Source organism: Pseudoduganella albidiflava (assembly GCF_004322755.1).
GTDB lineage: Bacteria > Pseudomonadota > Gammaproteobacteria > Burkholderiales > Burkholderiaceae_D > Rugamonas > Rugamonas albidiflava.
Map to the genome: position 1 here is coordinate 6,284,981 of NZ_CP036401.1, position 17,166 is coordinate 6,302,146.

Genomic DNA, 17,166 nt, shown 5'->3' on the forward strand with positions numbered 1-17,166 from the left:
AAATTCAAGACTGATAGTTTTCGACCAGGCGGTTGAAGCCGACCGTGGCGCGTTCGACGGCGCCGGGGATGCGCAGGAAGCGGGCATCGTGGTGTACGGCCAGGATCAGGCCATACATCTCGTACACCAGCTGCTGCGCATCGGTATCCGCCTTCAGGTGACCGCATTCGATCGCCTGCTGCGTGGCGCGCAACAGCGCGCCCTGCCAGGCACCGACCATCGTCACCAGCGCTTCGCGGATCGGGCCCGGGCGGTCGTCGTACTCGACGGCGCCGCTGATATAAATACAGCCGGACGCGATCTCGACGGACACGCGCTTGACCCAGTGCGCGAACATCATGCGCAGGCGCGGCAAGCCGCGCGCTTCCTTGATGCTGGGGTAAAACACTTCTTGTTCGAAACGGCGGTGGTAAAGCTTCAACACTTCCAGCTGTAAATCTTCACGCGAGCCAAAGTGGGCGAATACGCCCGATTTACTCATGTTCATCCGGTCCGCCAGCAAGCCGATGGTCAGGCCTTCCAGTCCGTCACGGCTGGCCAGGTCCAACGCCACGTCGAGGATGGCGGCGCGGGTCATTTCGCCCTTGCGCATGAATTTTGTCGAAGTATTGATGGCTAAGTTACTCACTTTGGCGTCCGGCTTCAGGAGAGAAAGGAACTTCGATTTTCCCCCGGCAGGTTTGCTTCGTGTGAAAAAAATTACGAACGCTCGTACTATTATCCAGGGCTGGATAAATGTCAAACGGGATCGTTAGAGGTGGCGTTCTATTTTGCACCCGGCCTTGCGCGCGGGGGTTGACAGCGGAAAAACCAGACGCGCCAGATGTTGGCTGCCCGCACATCCGCGGCAGTGGATGTCGGCTGCTGGCGCACCCGCGGCTGTGTTAGCAGGGGTGACTGGCTCCATTTTTTTGGGTGCTGTTTCCAAAAAAATGGTGCCTGTCACCGGTTTTCACCACGGAAGCGACCGAAGTACAAAAAATGGTGCCTGGAAGGAGTGACGGCATGCATGCCATCATCGCTTGACAGGCGCGGAGCATGCTCCGCGAAACCCCTGTCGAGCCACCGGTTTTCACCACGGAAGCGACCGAAGTCACTCCCCATGGTCGATCTGGTCCCGGGCGCGCCGGTCGCGCTTGGTCGGCCGGCCCTTCAGGTCGGCCGCCGGTTCGTGGAACAGCTTGCGCCGCTCCGCTTCCTTGGCGCGCCGGGCCAGCGATTCCTCGCTTTCCTCATACAGGGTGCGGGCGATCGGCGCGCCCTGCCGCTGGTCCGACAGGCCGACCACCAGCACATCCCATTCGTCGGAACCGTTGTTGATGTACAGCTTTTCGCCCAGCTTGACGAGCCGCGCCGGCTTCACGCGGTCGCCGTTGATTTTTACTTTACCGTTGTCGATCGCGTCGATGGCCAGGTTGCGGGTCTTGAAGAAGCGCGCCGCCCACAGCCATTTGTCGATCCTTACGTTATCCATCAAGCGTATTTTCCCACTGCAAAAATGCGCATCAGCGTGCGGTACACCACGTAGGCGATCTCGTAGCCGATGCGGCGGAAGCGGCCGACGTGCTGGAATTCGTGCGCGTGGATTTCCACGCCTTCGGCCAGGGCCACCTCGATGTGCCTGCGCAAATCCTTGGCGAAGGCGGCATCCTTGATCACGACATTCGCTTCCTGGTTCAAGAAAAGGCTCAGTCCATCCACATTGGAAGAGCCGACGGTGGCCCATTCATCGTCGATCACGGCCACCTTGGCATGGAGCTGGGTCTTGCGATACTCCACTACCCGCACGCCGGAGGCCAGCAGTTTCGGATAGAACGAATGCGCCACCGCATCCTGCAGCCAGTGCTCGCCCACGCCGATCAGCAGGATCACTTCGACGCCGCGCTGCGCCGTTTGCGACAGCGCGCGCCGGAACTTGCGGCCGGGCGCGAAATATGGGTTCGCCAGCAGCACGCTCTTGCGCGCCGCGCCCATGGCCTTCAGGTAGGCGCGCTGGATGGTGTTGCGGTTGCGCAGGTTGTCGCGCACCACGAAGCCGGCATGCACGGTGGTGCTGGCTTCCGCGGCGGCCTTGTTGGCGCGGCGCGTTTCCTGGTACAAGCCGATCCGCTCGGTGAGCGGCATGCGGCCCAGGCGCCGCCATTGCGCCACGGCTTCCTTGTGGATATTCGCCACCAGCGGCCCCTTGACCGCCACGGCGAAATCCCAGCGCGGCGCGGTCAGGCTGATGGCATGGTTGTAGTCGCAAAACATGTCGTCGTTGACATTGATGCCGCCCACGAAGGCGATGCAGCGGTCGACGACGCAGATCTTGCGATGGGTGCGCGAAATGCCGCGCTTGAACCACGGATTGAAGATACGGTGCCCGACGCCCGCCTCGAGCAATTGCGCATGCATCCGCTTGACCCGCCCGGCACCGGTGCCGAACCAGTCGGTAATCATGCGCACCGTCACGCCCCTCTTCGCCGCGCGCATCAGCGCGGCCTGCACGGCTTGCCCTGTTTCATCGTCCGCGAAAATGTAAGTCTCGAAGTAAACGTCATACTGCGCGGCATCGATCGCTTCCATCAAGGCAGGGAAGAATTCGGTACCGCAGTGCAGGAGTTTGACTTCGTTGTCGGCGATGAAATCGACAGGGCGCATAACGCTATAACAGTTTCAGGGTAGCGACGAGCGGTGCATGGTCCGACAGCTTGGCCCAGATCGGACCATGCAGGACCTGCGCCGATTCTACCTCGAAGCCGCGGACGTAGATGCGATCCAGGCGAAAGAAGGGCAAGGCGGATGGGAAGGTGCGGGCCGGACGGACCGCCGCCTGCCGCCGCGCCAGGGTACGGACCAGGTCGCCCAGGCTGGAGCCGGCACCGATCTCGTCGAAGACCTCGACCACTCCCAGCGCCTTGCGCAGTTTGGCGCTCAGCGTGTTGCGCCAGTCATTGAAATCGCCGGCGATGATCACCGGTTCGTTATTGGGTGCGGAAAGGTTCACCGCGTCGATCAGCGCCTCCACCTGCCGCACGCGGCTGCGTTCGAACAGGCCCAGGTGGATCACGTAGCAATGCACCACGCCCTTGGGCGTTTCCACGATGGAGTGCAGGATGCCGCGCGCTTCATAGGCATGGTCGGAAACGTCGGTATTGGTCCACTTGGCGATCGGGTACTTCGACAGCAGCGCGTTGCCGTGGTGGCCATGGTCGTATTGCGCGTTCAGGCCATACACGGACTGGTGCGATTCGCCCGCGAAGAATTCATGCTGGCTGCGCTCGGGCCAGTGCTTGGGCCCATGGCGCTCTTCGCCGAAGCGGGCGGCGATCCGGTCGTGCTGCCCCTGCACTTCCTGCAGGAAGATCAGGTCGGCATCGAAGGCGGCGATGGCCTGCTTGAGTGCGAGCACCCGCGGCTTGCTGCGGTAGGACACGCCCTTGTGGATATTGTAGGTGGCGACTTTGATCTTCATGAAAGCCATTCTAGCGCCAACCGTGCTCTTTCATCCCGGGCAATCGTGCGGCGGCGAATTCATGCATGAATCCGCGGCTGGCACCCGCAGGCCTGCCTCGCGGCCCGGCGCCGCGCCAATTTCTCTACTTTACTCCGGCCCGTGGTTTTCCTGCATGGCAACTGCGCCAATTGTGTGCCATTCACACTTTTGTTGCTGCCGAGGTGAGAGGAATGGCCTATAGTCTATTCAACAGAGGAACTTCGAGTTTCCAATACTAACTGACGCGAACGGGAGGCTTTATGGCGATCAGAACTTTCTGCACGACGCTTTGCACTGCGCTGGCCACGCTGGCGGCGGCATCCACCCCGGCGTTTGCCATGCTGCCGGATACGCAACCAGCCGCTGCCGGTATCACGGCTGCCGGCGCGCCCGGCCACGGCAATGGCGCGCCCCAGCAGGCCGCCAGCCGCCTGGTATTTGAAACCGATGCGCCGATCGGCATGGCCGGCACGGACCAGGGCGCGCCAGCCCCCGGTTCGGTATCGCTGTTCAACCAGACCGGCGCCTACTTCGGCGAATTCCTTGCCGGCGATCTGGCCTACCGTCCGCAGGCCCAGGGGCAAAGCGAGCCCGAACCCGGCAGCCTGCCCCTGCTGGGCGCGGCCGGTGTCGCGCTGCTGATCGCCCAGCTGCGGCGCTCGCGCCGGCCAGCCGTGCGCTGAGATCCGCCGTCAGCGCCCCAGAATGCGCGGCAGTTGCAGGATGGCTTCCGCGTTCGACGCGCTGAAGCACTTGTCCGCCGCCGCGAGATGGGGCAGCCACACGTGCGCGGTGTGCTCGCGTGGCGACAGCATGATGGGGATATCGCGCGGCACTTCCACGCTGAACACGTGTTCCGTGTTGTGCGTGACACCGGTCGCGTAGCGGTGGCGCCAGATCGGGTAGATCTCGTACACGTTCGATAAATGCCAGTCGCGCAGCGCGATGCGCTGGCCATCGACCACGATGCCGGTTTCCTCGAACAGCTCGCGCGTGGCGGTGCCCGCCAGCGGTTCGTCGACCGCATCCAGCGAGCCGGTGACGGACTGCCAGAAACCGGGGTGGCCGGCGCGCTCGATCAGCAGCACCTGCAGGTCGGCCGTGTGGATGACGACCAGGACGGAGATGGGGATTTTCGGGGGTTTGGTCATACGCTAAAGGGCTGCGTCGCTTGCTTGCCCCAACGGCAAATGCCGGGGTCAGACCCGCCGGGTCTGACCCCAGGGTCCGCTTCCGGGGTCATTGCGATTGAATCGACAGGCATAAAAAAGGGCGCCGAGGCGCCCTTTCACTTTTTAGCCAGCCACTTTCGGCTCGGCGGCGCGCAGGCGGATGTGCAGCTCTTTCAGCTGCTTCTCGTCCACTTCCGATGGCGCGTGCGTCAGCAGATCCTGGGCGCGCTGCGTTTTCGGGAAGGCGATCACGTCGCGGATCGAGTCCGACTTCGTCATCAGCGTGACGATGCGGTCCAGGCCGAACGCCAGGCCACCGTGCGGCGGCGCGCCGTACTGCAGCGCGTCGAGCAGGAAGCCGAACTTCAGGCGCGCTTCCTCGGCACCGATCTTCAGCGCGCGGAACACTTTCGACTGCACGTCTTCCTTGTGGATACGGATCGAGCCGCCGCCCAGTTCCCAGCCGTTCAGCACCATGTCGTAGGCCTTGGCGATGCAGGCGCCCGGATTGGTTTCCAGCATGTCTTCGTGGCCATCCTTCGGCGCGGTAAACGGGTGGTGCGTGGCGGTCCAGCGGTCGTCTTCCTCGTCGTATTCGAACATCGGGAAGTCGATCACCCACAGCGGTGCCCACACGTCGTCGAACAGGCCGTTCTTCTTGCCGAATTCGCTGTGGCCGATCTTCACGCGCAGCGCGCCGATCGCGTCGTTGACGACCTTCGCCTTGTCGGCGCCGAAGAAGATCAGGTCGCCGTCTTCGGCACCCGTCAGTTCCAGGATCTTGGCCAGCGCTTCGTCGTTGATGTTCTTCACGATCGGCGACTGCAGGCCATCACGGCCCTTGGCCTTCTCGTTGACCTTGATGTACGCCAGGCCCTTGGCGCCGTAGATGGCGACGAACTGGGTGTACGCGTCGATTTCCGAACGCGGCATCTCGGCGCCCTTCGGCACGCGCATGCCCACCACGCGGCCGTTCGGCAGGTTGGCGGCGGCGGAGAAGACCTTGAAGTCCACCGACTTCATCACTTCGGTCAGTTCGGTGAACTGCAGCTTGACGCGCATATCCGGCTTGTCGGAACCGTACAGGCCCATGGCTTCCGAGAAGTCCATCACCGGGAACGGGTTCGGCAGGTCGATCGACAGCGTGTTCTTGAAGACCTTGCGGATCATGTCTTCGAACAGGTCGCGGATTTCCTGCTCGTTCAGGAACGAGGTTTCGCAGTCGATCTGCGTGAATTCAGGCTGGCGGTCGGCACGCAGGTCTTCGTCGCGGAAGCACTTGGTGATCTGGTAGTAGCGGTCGAAGTTGGCCACCATCAGCAGCTGCTTGAACAGCTGCGGCGATTGCGGCAGCGCGAAGAACTGGCCGGCGTTCACGCGGGACGGCACCAGGTAGTCGCGTGCGCCTTCCGGGGTGGACTTGGTCAGCGTCGGCGTTTCGATGTCGATGAAGCCCAGCTCGTCCAGGTACTTGCGCACTTCCATCGTCACCTTGTAGCGCAGGCGCAGGTTGTTCTGCATTTGCGGGCGGCGCAGGTCCAGCACGCGGTGCGTCAGGCGGGTGGTTTCGGACAGGTTGTCGTCGTCCAGCTGGAACGGCACGGCCACGGACGGGTTCAGCACTTCCAGCTGCGAGCAGACCACTTCGATCTTGCCGGACTTCAGGTTGTTGTTGACGGTACCGGCCAGGCGGTCCTTGACGATGCCGGTGACGCGCAGGCAGTACTCGTTACGCACGGACTCGGCCGTCTTGAAGACGTCGGCCTGCTCCGGATTGCAGACGATCTGCACCAGGCCTTCGCGGTCGCGCAGGTCGATGAAGATCACGCCGCCGTGGTCGCGGCGACGATGCACCCAGCCGCACAGGCTGACGGTTTGGCCCAGCAGGGCTTCGGTGGTGAGCCCGCAGTAGTGAGTACGCATTGACATGGTTATTTCTCGTTCAGGTTAATTTGAGCTGTAGTCGAGCTGGACAGCAATTGGGTCATTCGGGCGCATCATTCGGACGCTTCATTCGGGAGAGACCACGCCCATCGATACGATGTACTTCAGGGCGGCGTCGACGGTCATGTCGAGCTCCACCACGTTTTCGCGCGCCATCATCAGGAAGAAACCGGAAGTCGGGTTCGGCGTCGTTGGCACATACACGGAGACATAGTCTCCCACCAGGTGGTTTTTGACGTCGCCACCGGGAGCGCCCGTCAGGAACCCGATCGTGTACGAGTCCGCGTGCGGGTACGGAATCAGCACGGCCTTGCGGAAGGCATTGCCGGACGATGAAAACAGCGTGTCCGACACCTGCTTCACGCTGCCGTACAGCGAGCTGACGACCGGAATCCGGTGCAGCAGCTTTTCCCACAGCCGCAGGATGTAGTTGCCGATCAGGTTGTTGGCCAGCAGGCCGACGACGAACACGATGAGGATGGTCAGGATCGCGCCGAATCCGGGAATGTCGAAGCCCACCAGCGTGCGCGGCTGCCAGCGTTCCGGGACGAACAGCAGCGACTGGTCCAGCGTGCCGATGATGATGTTCAACACCCAGGCCGTGATGGCCAGCGGCACCAGGACCAGCAACCCCGTCAGGAAGCACTTGCGAATCGTGTTCATCAGCACCTTATTTCTTGTCGCCGGTGCCGGTTGCCGCCGGCACGGTCGGCGCCGCGGGCGCAGGCGACGAGGCAGCCGATGATTCCGTTTTCGAACCATCGCCACTAGAACTGTCGGCTTTCGCCGCACCGCCGGCCACGCCGGTGGCTGGCTTATTGCCGCCACGGAAATCGGTCACGTACCAGCCGGTGCCCTTCAATTGAAAGCCGGCCGCGGTCAACTGCTTCTTGAAGGTGGACTTGCCGCAGGAAGGGCATTCCGTGAGCTGCGGATCGGAGATCTTTTGCAGCACATCCTTGGCAAAGCCACATTCCTCGCAGCGGTAGGCATAGATAGGCATCTGTTACTCCGCAAAAAACATCAAAAACCCTGAATTATAAGTGTTTTTGCGGACACAGCCTCACTTGCCGGGGCGGAAAACTAGTGACAGGCTCCGATTTTGCAGAAATGTTTCAAAAAGAGCGGCCTGGAATGGTCGAGGCCGTGTCAGGGGGGCATTGCAGGGGTCTCGGGCAGCACCGCTGCTCGCCTGCAATGCGGTGATCCCTTGCAAGGGATCACTCCTTCCAGGCACCCTAACACGTGGAATGGTCGAGGCCGTGTCAGGGGGTCAGGCACGCTGACACGGGCTCAGCCAGTGCGCGTTAGCGGCGCCGCCACTCCATCCACCGCTCCTGGCCATCGAAGACGGGCAGCGAATCGGGAACGGGTTCGTCCTCGACTAGGGTGAAATGCGGCGCCAGCAGCGTGTCCAGCTCGGCGCGGGCGATGCCGAACGGCGGGCCCTTGGGCGTGTCGCCAAAGAAGAAGTAGCCGGCCAGCAAGCCGTCGTGCGGCAGCAGTTCGGCCCATCGCTGCACCACGCGCGGCTGGTGCTCCGGCGGCAGGGCGCACAGGAAGGCGCGCTCGTAGATCACGTCCAGTGCCTGAGGCGGCTGCCAGGCGAAGAAATCGGCCTGCACGATCCGCTCGGGCCAGCGCTTGACCACCTGTTTCGCCCGCGCCACCGCGATGGGCGAGAAATCGATGGCCAGCGCTTCCCAGCCGGCCTCGCACATCAGGTCGAGCTCGTAGGCGGAGCCGGCGCCGGGGATCAGGGCGACGGGTGGCACGACCGCCGCATCGGCCGCGGCATCGCGCGAAGCGACCAGGCGGCGCAGTTGCTCGGGAATGCCGCCCAGGTCCCAGGGCATGAATTGCTGGGCGAAGCGTTCATCCCAGAAACCGGGATCGAGGGGGTCGCGCGTATCGAATTCAGGCATTCACATCACTCCATGCCAGCGCAGCCAGGCCTGGAAGCCGACGGCCCCAGCCACGAATGCACCGACGAAATAAACGAAAAAGCTCAGTAAACGGTTGGTGCGTCGCTGTTCCTCCGCGAGTTGCCGCAGCAACTCGTTGGTACTGTTGTCGCGCTCGCCCAGCGCCGTCAGCGCCTGGTGCGTCAGGCGCGGCAACTGCGGCAGGATATGCGAATACCGGGGCGCTTCCGCCTTCAGCTTGTCCACCAGCCCGCGCCAGCCCACCTGCTCCGATACCCAGCGCTCCAGGTGCGGGCGCGCGGTCTTCCACAAATCCAGGTCCGGGTCCAGCACGCGGCCCATGCCTTCGATATTGAGCAGCGTCTTTTGCAGCAGCACCAGCTGCGGCTGCACCTCGACATTGAAACGGCGCGATGTCTGGAACAAGCGTAGCAAAATCTGGCCGAACGAGATGTCCTTCAGCGGCCGGTCGAAGATCGGTTCGCAACACGCCCGCACGGCCGCCTCCAGCTCGTCGACCCGGGTATCCTTGGGCGCCCAGCCCGATTCGATGTGGGCCTCGGCCACCCGCTTGTAGTCGCGGCGGAAGAACGCCAGGAAGTTCTGCGACAGGTAATCCTTGTCGTAGTCGTTCAGCGTGCCGACGATGCCGAAGTCCAGCGCGATGTAGCGGCCGAACGTGGCCGGGTCGATCGACACGAGGATATTCCCCGGGTGCATGTCGGCATGGAAGAAGCCATCGCGGAACACTTGCGTGAAGAAAATCTCCACGCCATCGCTGCTGAGCTTTTTCATGTCGACGCCGGCTTCCACCAGCCGGTCGATCTGCGACACGGGGATGCCGGTCATGCGCTCCATCGTGATCACGTCGCTGGAGCAGTAATCCCAGTACATCTCGGGCACCATCAGCAGGTTCGACTCGGCGAAGTTGCGCCGCAGCTGGGCCGCGTTGGCGGCCTCGCGCATCAGGTCCAGCTCGTCGTGCAGGTACTTGTCGAACTCGGCGACCACTTCCTTCATCTTCAGGCGGTGGGCATCCTTCCACAGCCGGTTGATCATGTCGGCGGCCAGGTTCATCAGGGCCACGTCCTCGTCGATCAATTTCTTCATGCCGGGGCGCAGCACCTTGACGGCCACCGGCGTGCCGTCCGGCAGCGCGCCGAAGTGCACCTGCGCGATCGACGCCGAAGCCACCGGCACGCGCTCGAAACGGGCGAACAGCTGGTCCGGGTGGGCGCCCAGCGAACGTTCGATCTGCGCCACCGCCAGGTCGGAATCGAAGGGCGGCACGCGGTCCTGCAACTTGGACAGTTCGGCGATCAGGTCGGGAGGCAGCAGGTCGCTGCGGGTGGACAGCACCTGCCCCAGCTTGACGAAGATGGGGCCCAGCTCTTCCAGCGCCATGCGCAGGCGGATGGCCCGCGCCGTCGAGATATCGCGCCAGAAAAAGGCCGTGTCGAAGAAGCGGTTGATGCCGGGTTTGTCGAAGCCGGAAATCGCGATTTCGTCGAGGCCATACTTGACGATCACGCGCAGGATTTTGAACAGGCGAAGGAATTTCAGGATCATCGAGGGTGGACGCTTTGCTTGGTTTTATTGTTGATCTTCTGTTCCAGCTTCTCCAGCCGCTTGGCGAAACGCTCGACATCGTCGCGCAGTCGCGTGACGTCGCCGGCAAAGGCCTGGGCTGTCACGGGCCGCACGAGCACCGGATTTTCCTCGAGAAAGTACTCGGCGACGTTTTCCGTTGCCTTGCGGTGCCCGTTCTTCAGCGATGCCAGCGCCGATTTCGCGCCTGCCACCATGCGCACCGCCGCCACCGGCCCCACCAGCTTCTCCAGGTCGTGCTCGGCCTCCCAGCGCAGCGCCTGCGACAGCCGCGAGATCGCGTTGGCGAATTCGGCATCGCCTTCGATCTGCACATAGGAAAACGCCCGCTCGCGGTTTTGCGCGATCAGCGGCAGGTCGGACAGTTTCATGCGGATCGTGACAGCGGCCGCCTGCCCGGCAGTCGCGGCCTCGACCATACCGTCCGCGGCCACGCGCAGGCGCAGCTCGACGGGCGACGCATCGATGCGGGCAACCCTGCCCGCGTATTGCTTCAGCTCGGCGCGAGCCCAGGGCTCCTGCGCCAGCAGGTGGTTGATGGTGGCGGCGGCCGGCATCGACAGGGTCGGCAAGGCACTGGGGAATGGGAACATGTGGTCAGCGACGCAAATTAGGGAGCGCAAAAAAACAAAACCGCCCAGGAATTCCGGGGCGGTTTCGATCTTACCAGTTTGCTGGAGATTAACCCTGCACGATGGTCATCAAGCGCTGATGGCGATATGCGCGATACAGGATGCCCGATACAGGACGCCCGATGCGGAACCTCAGGCGACCTGCTGGATACCGCCCAGCAGCCAGCCGGCATCGCCGTTGACCGGCTTGACCAGGTTCCACACTTCGTTCAGCGGTTCCGGCAGTGCATCCGGGGCCGGCTTGACGCGGCCGGAGAACTGCACCGAGGCAACATACTCGGTTCCCGTGTTTTCAATGCCCAGCAGTTCGGCTTCGATTTCCACCACGTCCGTGTAGTCGGCCTTGCCGTTGCGTTCCTGGATCTGCATGCGCAGTTCGGCAAACACTTCCGGCGTCGTGAATTCACGGATATCGTTCACGTCGCTCTTGTCCCAGGCGGCCTGCAGGCGGATGAAATTGCTCTTGGCATGGCGCAGGAACGCGGCCTGGTCGAAGTCGGCCGGCACGCCCCATTGCTGGTGCGGCGCCTGTGCCGGCGCTGCCTTGTTCAGGTCGAAACCGGACGGCTGCAGGCGCGAACCGATTTCCGGCGTGGCCGAGCCACCCTGCGGCGTTGCGTTGCCGAAGCCGCCATTGCCGCCGCCGAAACCGCCGGCGTAGGCGCTGGCCGGCTGAGGACGGTTACCCTGCGACTTGCCCTTGATCAGGCGCCAGATGAAGAAGATGGCCGCGGCGATCAGCGCGAACGTGAGGATCGTGCCGATGGCGCTGGCCAGCGCGCCGCCGATGCCCAGGTGCGACAGCAGCGCGCCCAGGCCCAGGCCCAGCAGTGCGCCGCCGAGGATGCCCTTCCACATGCTCGGCTTCTTGGCCGGCATGGCCGGCGCCGGCGTGGGCTGGTTGGCGGGACGCGCCGCGTTCTGCTGCTGCGGCGTGGCCGGCTGCGCCTGGCGTGGCGCCATGTTCTTCACGCTCTGCGACTGGCGGCCGAACGATTTGCCACCGCCCATCGGGCGCGCGGCAAGCTCCGCCGTCATGGAGATGGCGGCCAGCGCGAGGGTGGCGCCAACCAGGAGTCTTTTCAGTTTCATGGCTTTGTCCTAGAGTTGATTACAGTTTGATGCCGGTATGTAAAGCGGCCACACCTGCCGTCAGGTTGTAATACTGGACCCGCTCCAGTCCTGCCGCCTGCATCATCGTCTTCAGCGTTTCCTGGTCGGGGTGCATGCGGATCGATTCAGCAAGGTAACGGTAACTTTCCGAATCGTTGGCGATGCGCTTGCCCAGCCATGGCAACACCGAGAACGAATACAGGTCATACGGTTTTTGCAGCGGTTCCGCGACTTTCGAGAATTCCAGCACCAGCAGCTTGCCGCCGGGCTTGAGCACGCGGCGCATTTCCGCCAGCGCCTGGTCCTTGTGCGTCATGTTGCGCAAGCCGAAGGCCACGCTGACACGGTCGAAATAATTGTCGGGGAACGGCAGCTTTTCCGCATCACACAACAAGGTGGGGGTCACGAGACCCTTGTTCAAGAGCCGGTCGCGGCCCACGCGCAGCATCGATTCGTTGATATCGGTGAGCCAGACTTCGCCAGTCGGCCCCGCCTGCTTCGCGAATGCCTTGGCCAGGTCGCCCGTGCCGCCGGCAATGTCCAGCACCTTCATGCCCGGGCGCACGCCCGCGTTGGCAATGGTGAACGTCTTCCAGATGCGGTGCAGGCCGCCGGACATCAGATCGTTCATCACGTCGTACTTGGCGGCGACGGAATGGAAGACCTTGGCGACTTCCTTTACTTTCTCATCCTCGTTGACGGTCTTGTAGCCGAAATGGGTGGTGTTGGTCATTAGCGTAGGTGCGGTGAGTGCAGTGGACAGTACAGTGGGACAGTACAGTGGTACAGGTTGATCTCCCGGCATTATACAAGCGTCATCCAGGAGGCAGCGCCCGGGGGCCGCCCGGCGCTCCGTCGTAGTGGGAAAGTGCGGATCCGCAGGCATCGGCCAGGCCAATACACGGTGCTTCATCGCCATACACCTTGACGAATATGCAATTTCCACCAGTTTTTCAAAAATCTGTCAACCAGCTTCGGCAAGGCTGCGTTAAGTGAGCAAGCCGGTCTTTCCGACACGGCATCTGTCTACTGATACGGAGGAAGACAATGGAGCTTCAACATCAACTCCCCAAGGATATTTACTTTCCGGAGATCGATGAGGCGACCCGCCAGATGATCGACGCAACCGATGCGCAGGCGCGCCGCGCCCAGGGTGGCAAGCCGCCCGCGCCGATGGCGTTCAATGCCGAGGCGATCCGTACCTTGCCGCCGGCCGCCCGTGCCGCGTTCCGTTATATCTGGGAACGCGAACAGCGCCGCTACGAGGAATACGTGCAGCGCCGCCGCGCCGGCGCGGTCAACTGATCCGGTTTCACACGGCGCGCCGCAACGCGGCGCAGCAGGACCTCTTTTCCTGATTGCCGGGCGCATTGCCCGGGCCTGTGTCGCCGTGTGCGCTGGCCAGCGCACATGGCTTGTATTGAATGCATCGATCTCCCGATGCATGGATTGCCCGATACGTGGGTTGCCAGATGCGTGGATTGCCAGATGCGTGGATTGCCCGGCGCGTGAATCGTCCGGGCAGTGCTTTGTCGATATCGAGCTGTGCCAACACCCCGCTGTACCGGCCCCCTGCCGTGCCGTTACTTCCCCTCCCGCAGCCCCAGGTGGCTGCGCAAGGTCGTGCCTTCGTAACGAGTGCGGAACAATCCGCGCCGTTGCAATTCCGGCACGACCAGGCGCAGTACATCATCCAGCCCGCCCGGCAAGGTCGGTGGCATCAGGTTGAAGCCATCCGCCGCGCCGCTTTCGAACCACGCCTGCATCTGGTCCGCCACCTGCTCCGGCGTGCCGATCACGGTGAAATGGCCGCGGCCACCGGCAATGCGCTCATACAGTTGCCGGATCGATAAATTCTCACCCTGCGCGATCGCGGTCAGCAATTGCTGGCGGCTGCGCTGGCCATCCTGCGTGACCGGCAAGTCCGGCAGCGGGCCGTCGAGCGGATAGCCCGACAGGTCGAAGTTGCCGATCATGCGCCCCAGCAGTGCCAGGCCCGCGCCGGGCTCGATCAGGCCCTGCAGCAGGCCGAACTTGTCCTGCGCCTCCTGCTCCGATGTGCCAACGACGGCAAAGATCCCTGGCATGATGCGCAGGCTGTCCGGCGCACGGCCGTGCCGCTCGACCCGCCCCTTCATGTCGCGGTAGAACGCCTGCGCATCGGCCAGCGTTGCCTGTGCCGTGAACACCACGTCGGCCGTGGCGGCGGCCAGCTCGCGGCCCGTCTCCGAACTGCCGGCCTGCACCACCACCGGCTTGCCCTGCGGGCTGGGGGGCACGTTGAGCGGTCCGGACACGGCAAAGTGCTCGCCGCGATAATCCAGGCGGCGGACCTTCGCCGAGTCGAGCAGCCGGCCGCCCGCCTTGTCGTTGACGAACGCCCCCTCTTCCCAGCCTTGCCACAGGCCGTCGACCACGTCATGGAATTCGCGGGCCCGGGCATAGCGCGCGGCATGGTCGACATGGCGTTCGCGGCCGAAGTTCGCGGCTTCCGCGGCATTGTCGGAGGTGACCAGGTTCCAGCCCGCGCGGCCGTTCGAGATACTGTCGAGCGAGGCGAACTGGCGCGCCACCGTGTACGGCTCGTTGTAGGTGGTGGTGGCCGTGGCGACCAGGCCGATGCGGCTGGTGACGGCGGCCAGCGCCGACAGCAGCGTGACCGGCTCGACCGACGGCGCACCCGTCAACGCCACGCTGTCGGCCAGGAAGACAGCGTCCAGGCAAGCCCGTTCGGCGCGCTGCACGGCGTCGCGATAGACCTCGAACGGCGGCGACACGAGATCGGTATCGGGATGCCGCCACGCCGCCACGTGGTGGCCGTGGCGCATCAGGAAAGCCGTCAGGCTCAGTTGCTTGCGCGCGGCCATCAGAACTCCTTGCGCGCGGTGATGCCGACATAGCGGCGGTCGTCGCGCGGGACCACGCGGTGCACGGTGCCGGTACCGGTGACGAGGTTGGTCGCATACGACTTGTCGGCCAGGTTCTTGCCGACCAGGGCAACGCGCCAGCCGGCCGCCGGCTGGGCCAGTTCGATCGCCGCGTTGACGATGCCGTAGCCCGGCTGGATCGCATCCGGCGACTGGAACAGGTCGAACTGCGTGCGGCTCTGGTAGCTGTAGTCGAGGTTCAGGTTGACCTCGTGGCCGCTGGCCAGCGGCAGCCGGTACGCGCCGCGCACGAAGCCCTTGAAGCGCGGCGCGAACGGCAGCGTCTTGCCATTCAGGTTGCACGACGCGGCGGCGTTTGCCGGGCAGTTGAACGCCTCCACCTGCGCATCGGTCCAGGCGAAGGCGCCGGTGAAGGTCAGCTGCGGCGTGGGGCGCGCCGTCACGTCCAGTTCCACGCCGCGCGTGGATACGTCGCCCGCGTTGACGAGGCGCGTGACGACCGCGCCGGCCACCGTGTCATAGAAATTGGCCTGGTAGTTGGCGTAGTCGGTGTGGAACAGCGCCAGGTTGGCCGTGAGCCGGCGGTTGAACGCGGCGGCCTTGACGCCCAGTTCAAGGGAGCTCGATGTCTCCGGTGCCAGCGCCAGCGTATCGCGCGGCAGCATGTTGAAGAACACGTTGTAGGCCGGGCCCTTGTAGCCGCGCGACCAGGTGCCGTATGCCGTCACGGCCGGCGAGAAATCGTGCTGCAGGCCGAGGCGCCCCGACCAGCCGCTGGAGGCCGTGTCGCCCGCGCTTTGCGTGCCCGGCTGCACGCCCGGGAATGCGCTTTCCTGTGTCGATGTGCGCACGTGGTCGTATGCGAGTTCATCGCGCGTCCAGCGCGCGCCGGCGATCGCGCGCCATGCCGGGCTGAAGTGGAAAGTGGCTTCGCCGAAGGCCGAGTAGCTGTCGCTCTCGATGCCGTAGTCGGCACGGCCGTTATTGGTGGCCGCCGTGGCGGCGTTGCTGGTGGCGTTGGTGGTGACGATCCGCTGGTAGGTTTCGCGGTCCTTGCCATGCAGGTAGAACAGGCCGGCCACGTAGTCGAACGCGCCCAGGGAAGCCAGCTCGATGCGCGGCGACGCGATGCGCAGCTCCTGCGATGCCTGCGTGAACGCCAGCGTGCCGATGTCGCGCGTGGCCGGATAAGTGCTCGTGATGCGCGCCACCTCGGCACTGTTGCCGATCGCCGACGTGGTGGTGTGCTGCGTGTTGTCCCAGGCGCGCCATGCCGTGATCGAGGTCAGCGTGTAGCCGTTGCGGCGCCAGTTCACCTGCGCGGACAGGCCCTTGTTGGTGTCGTCGATCGCGTTGGGCAGGTCGAAGCTGACCTGGCGGTTTTCGGCACTGGCGACGACCGGCAGCAGCGCCTGGGCAAACGGCGCACTGGCCTGCTTGTACGCCACCACCGTGGGTGAGCTTTCCGATCTCAGGTAATCGGCGATCAGCGAGATATCGGTGTCCGCATTGGGCGTGATGTCCAGCCGGCCGCGCACGCCGCGGCGTTCATGGCCGTTCACCCGGCCGCCGCCGGCATGCACGTTCTTCACATTGCCGTCGTAATCCGCATACGCCGTGTTGATCGATGCGCGCAGCACGCCCGGCTGCAATGCGCCGCTGATGCCCGCCCGCACGCGCTTCTCATGGCCGGTATATGCCGAGGCATCGACGTAGCCGGCCAGCTGTTCGGACGGCGTGCGGCTGACGATGTTCAGCACGCCGGACGAAGCGTTCTTGCCGAACAGCGTGCCTTGCGGGCCGCGCAGCACTTCGATGCGGTCGATGTCCAGCAGGTCGATCGTGGCCTGGCCCGGGCGGGCGTACACGACACCGTCGACCACGGTGGAAACCGTGGGTTCGACGCCCGGCGAGGTCGATATGGTACCGATGCCACGGACGAACAGGGTCGAGTCCTTGTTGCCGCCCTGCTGGCGGAACGCGGCGCTGGGGATTTCCTGCACCACCGTGTCGATGCTGGTGCGGTTGGCCAGCTCCAGCTGCTCGCCGCTGACCACCGATACTGCGAGCGGTACCGATTGCAGCGATGCCGTGCGGCGCGTTGCGGTGACGGTGACCGAGGCCACCACGGCCTCGCCTTGCGCGGCCGGCTCGGGTGCCGGCGCCGGCTCCGGAGCCGTTTCCGCGGCAGCGGCAAGCCGCGCGCCGAGCAGCAATCCGGCGGCCACGCCGAGGTGTATGTTCCGATGCCTGTTCGTTTGATGCTGACTGCGTTGCTGCCGTTTCATGAGATCCCCAATATGCGAAAAACCGTTCTGCACCTGCGGAAAACCAGCTTGGTGCCCGATGCGAAGACTGCTAGACTTTTTTGTATGGTACCGATACCGTCGCAGTGTCGGCGAAGGC

17 protein-coding genes are annotated in these 17,166 nt (G+C 64.0%); 2 read left to right on the forward strand and 15 right to left on the reverse strand.

The genetic code is table 11. The features are described from left to right. Nucleotides 1-4: 4 nt before the first annotated feature. From EYF70_RS26140 to EYF70_RS26155, 4 genes are all read right to left on the reverse strand, one after another. Complete coding sequence (locus EYF70_RS26140) at nt 5-592, reverse strand: TetR/AcrR family transcriptional regulator (protein WP_131147996.1); 588 nt, start codon at nt 590-592, stop codon at nt 5-7. 501 nt (nt 593-1,093) lie between these two features. Further along, nucleotides 1,094-1,474: an RNA-binding S4 domain-containing protein gene (locus EYF70_RS26145; RefSeq protein WP_131147997.1), complete on the reverse strand. Its 381-nt coding sequence runs from the start codon at nt 1,472-1,474 to the stop codon at nt 1,094-1,096. Continuing rightward, the gene (clsB, locus tag EYF70_RS26150; protein ID WP_131147998.1) at nt 1,474-2,643 is read right to left on the reverse strand and encodes a cardiolipin synthase ClsB; all 1,170 of its coding nucleotides are present in this window, start codon (nt 2,641-2,643) and stop codon (nt 1,474-1,476) included. Before clsB ends, EYF70_RS26145 begins: the two co-directional genes overlap by 1 nt. A gap of 4 nt (nt 2,644-2,647) precedes the next feature. Further along, nucleotides 2,648-3,457, reverse strand: a complete 810-nt coding sequence (locus EYF70_RS26155) for an endonuclease/exonuclease/phosphatase family protein (RefSeq protein WP_131147999.1) — start codon at nt 3,455-3,457, stop codon at nt 2,648-2,650. Nucleotides 3,458-3,738: 281 nt separating this feature from the next. Between EYF70_RS26155 and EYF70_RS26160 the strand changes: the two genes are divergently transcribed. Continuing rightward, nucleotides 3,739-4,161, forward strand: a complete 423-nt coding sequence (locus tag EYF70_RS26160; RefSeq protein WP_131148000.1) for a PEP-CTERM sorting domain-containing protein — start codon at nt 3,739-3,741, stop codon at nt 4,159-4,161. Between the two features lie 9 nt (nt 4,162-4,170). Here the strand turns inward: EYF70_RS26160 and nudB are convergent, their stop codons facing one another. The 9 genes from nudB to ubiE all read right to left on the reverse strand — a co-directional run bounded on the left by nudB (nt 4,171) and on the right by ubiE (nt 12,605). Further along, nucleotides 4,171-4,629, reverse strand: coding sequence for a dihydroneopterin triphosphate diphosphatase (gene nudB, locus EYF70_RS26165; RefSeq protein WP_131148001.1), 459 nt, complete (start codon nt 4,627-4,629; stop codon nt 4,171-4,173). A gap of 144 nt (nt 4,630-4,773) precedes the next feature. Then, nucleotides 4,774-6,579, reverse strand: a complete 1,806-nt coding sequence (gene aspS, locus EYF70_RS26170) for an aspartate--tRNA ligase (RefSeq protein ID WP_174800432.1) — start codon at nt 6,577-6,579, stop codon at nt 4,774-4,776. Between the two features lie 81 nt (nt 6,580-6,660). Next, a complete protein-coding gene (locus tag EYF70_RS26175; RefSeq protein ID WP_131149357.1) occupies nt 6,661-7,248 on the reverse strand; it encodes a DUF502 domain-containing protein in 588 nt (195 codons plus the stop codon). 16 nt (nt 7,249-7,264) lie between these two features. Beyond that, the gene (locus tag EYF70_RS26180) at nt 7,265-7,597 is read right to left on the reverse strand and encodes an FmdB family zinc ribbon protein (protein ID WP_131148002.1); all 333 of its coding nucleotides are present in this window, start codon (nt 7,595-7,597) and stop codon (nt 7,265-7,267) included. Nucleotides 7,598-7,901: 304 nt separating this feature from the next. Further along, nucleotides 7,902-8,519 (reverse strand): methyltransferase, encoded by a 618-nt coding sequence (locus EYF70_RS26185; RefSeq protein ID WP_131148003.1) that lies wholly within the window; start codon nt 8,517-8,519, stop codon nt 7,902-7,904. Then, a complete protein-coding gene (gene ubiB, locus EYF70_RS26190; protein ID WP_131148004.1) occupies nt 8,520-10,088 on the reverse strand; it encodes a ubiquinone biosynthesis regulatory protein kinase UbiB in 1,569 nt (522 codons plus the stop codon). Further along, nucleotides 10,085-10,720, reverse strand: coding sequence for a ubiquinone biosynthesis accessory factor UbiJ (locus EYF70_RS26195; RefSeq protein WP_229420570.1), 636 nt, complete (start codon nt 10,718-10,720; stop codon nt 10,085-10,087). Before EYF70_RS26195 ends, ubiB begins: the two co-directional genes overlap by 4 nt. A gap of 171 nt (nt 10,721-10,891) precedes the next feature. Continuing rightward, nucleotides 10,892-11,851 (reverse strand): Tim44 domain-containing protein, encoded by a 960-nt coding sequence (locus EYF70_RS26200; protein ID WP_131148005.1) that lies wholly within the window; start codon nt 11,849-11,851, stop codon nt 10,892-10,894. A 19-nt stretch (nt 11,852-11,870) separates the two neighbouring features. Further along, the gene (gene ubiE, locus EYF70_RS26205) at nt 11,871-12,605 is read right to left on the reverse strand and encodes a bifunctional demethylmenaquinone methyltransferase/2-methoxy-6-polyprenyl-1,4-benzoquinol methylase UbiE (RefSeq protein ID WP_131148006.1); all 735 of its coding nucleotides are present in this window, start codon (nt 12,603-12,605) and stop codon (nt 11,871-11,873) included. Between the two features lie 380 nt (nt 12,606-12,985). Between ubiE and EYF70_RS26210 the strand changes: the two genes are divergently transcribed. Then, a complete protein-coding gene (locus EYF70_RS26210; RefSeq protein WP_131148007.1) occupies nt 12,986-13,177 on the forward strand; it encodes a hypothetical protein in 192 nt (63 codons plus the stop codon). Nucleotides 13,178-13,455: 278 nt separating this feature from the next. Here the strand turns inward: EYF70_RS26210 and EYF70_RS26215 are convergent, their stop codons facing one another. Then, nucleotides 13,456-14,739 (reverse strand): LLM class flavin-dependent oxidoreductase, encoded by a 1,284-nt coding sequence (locus EYF70_RS26215; RefSeq protein ID WP_174800433.1) that lies wholly within the window; start codon nt 14,737-14,739, stop codon nt 13,456-13,458. Further along, nucleotides 14,739-16,988, reverse strand: coding sequence for a TonB-dependent receptor (locus EYF70_RS26220; RefSeq protein WP_229420571.1), 2,250 nt, complete (start codon nt 16,986-16,988; stop codon nt 14,739-14,741). Before EYF70_RS26220 ends, EYF70_RS26215 begins: the two co-directional genes overlap by 1 nt. Between the last annotated feature and the right edge of the window lie 178 nt (nt 16,989-17,166).

Excerpts from the sequence above, each read along its gene's own strand:
- EYF70_RS26140 (WP_131147996.1), bottom strand. The coding sequence starts at position 592 with ATGCGCAAGGGCGAAATGACCCGCGCCGCCATCCTCGACGTGGCGTTG.
- EYF70_RS26145 (WP_131147997.1), bottom strand. The coding sequence starts at position 1,474 with ATGGATAACGTAAGGATCGACAAATGGCTGTGGGCGGCGCGCTTCTTC.
- clsB (WP_131147998.1), bottom strand. The coding sequence starts at position 2,643 with ATGCGCCCTGTCGATTTCATCGCCGACAACGAAGTCAAACTCCTGCAC.
- EYF70_RS26155 (WP_131147999.1), bottom strand. The coding sequence starts at position 3,457 with ATGAAGATCAAAGTCGCCACCTACAATATCCACAAGGGCGTGTCCTAC.
- EYF70_RS26160 (WP_131148000.1), top strand. The coding sequence starts at position 3,739 with ATGGCGATCAGAACTTTCTGCACGACGCTTTGCACTGCGCTGGCCACG.
- nudB (WP_131148001.1), bottom strand. The coding sequence starts at position 4,629 with ATGACCAAACCCCCGAAAATCCCCATCTCCGTCCTGGTCGTCATCCAC.
- aspS (WP_174800432.1), bottom strand. The coding sequence starts at position 6,579 with ATGTCAATGCGTACTCACTACTGCGGGCTCACCACCGAAGCCCTGCTG.
- EYF70_RS26180 (WP_131148002.1), bottom strand. The coding sequence starts at position 7,597 with ATGCCTATCTATGCCTACCGCTGCGAGGAATGTGGCTTTGCCAAGGAT.
- EYF70_RS26185 (WP_131148003.1), bottom strand. The coding sequence starts at position 8,519 with ATGCCTGAATTCGATACGCGCGACCCCCTCGATCCCGGTTTCTGGGAT.
- ubiB (WP_131148004.1), bottom strand. The coding sequence starts at position 10,088 with ATGATCCTGAAATTCCTTCGCCTGTTCAAAATCCTGCGCGTGATCGTC.
- EYF70_RS26195 (WP_229420570.1), bottom strand. The coding sequence starts at position 10,720 with ATGTTCCCATTCCCCAGTGCCTTGCCGACCCTGTCGATGCCGGCCGCC.
- EYF70_RS26200 (WP_131148005.1), bottom strand. The coding sequence starts at position 11,851 with ATGAAACTGAAAAGACTCCTGGTTGGCGCCACCCTCGCGCTGGCCGCC.
- ubiE (WP_131148006.1), bottom strand. The coding sequence starts at position 12,605 with ATGACCAACACCACCCATTTCGGCTACAAGACCGTCAACGAGGATGAG.
- EYF70_RS26210 (WP_131148007.1), top strand. The coding sequence starts at position 12,986 with ATGATCGACGCAACCGATGCGCAGGCGCGCCGCGCCCAGGGTGGCAAG.
- EYF70_RS26215 (WP_174800433.1), bottom strand. The coding sequence starts at position 14,739 with ATGGCCGCGCGCAAGCAACTGAGCCTGACGGCTTTCCTGATGCGCCAC.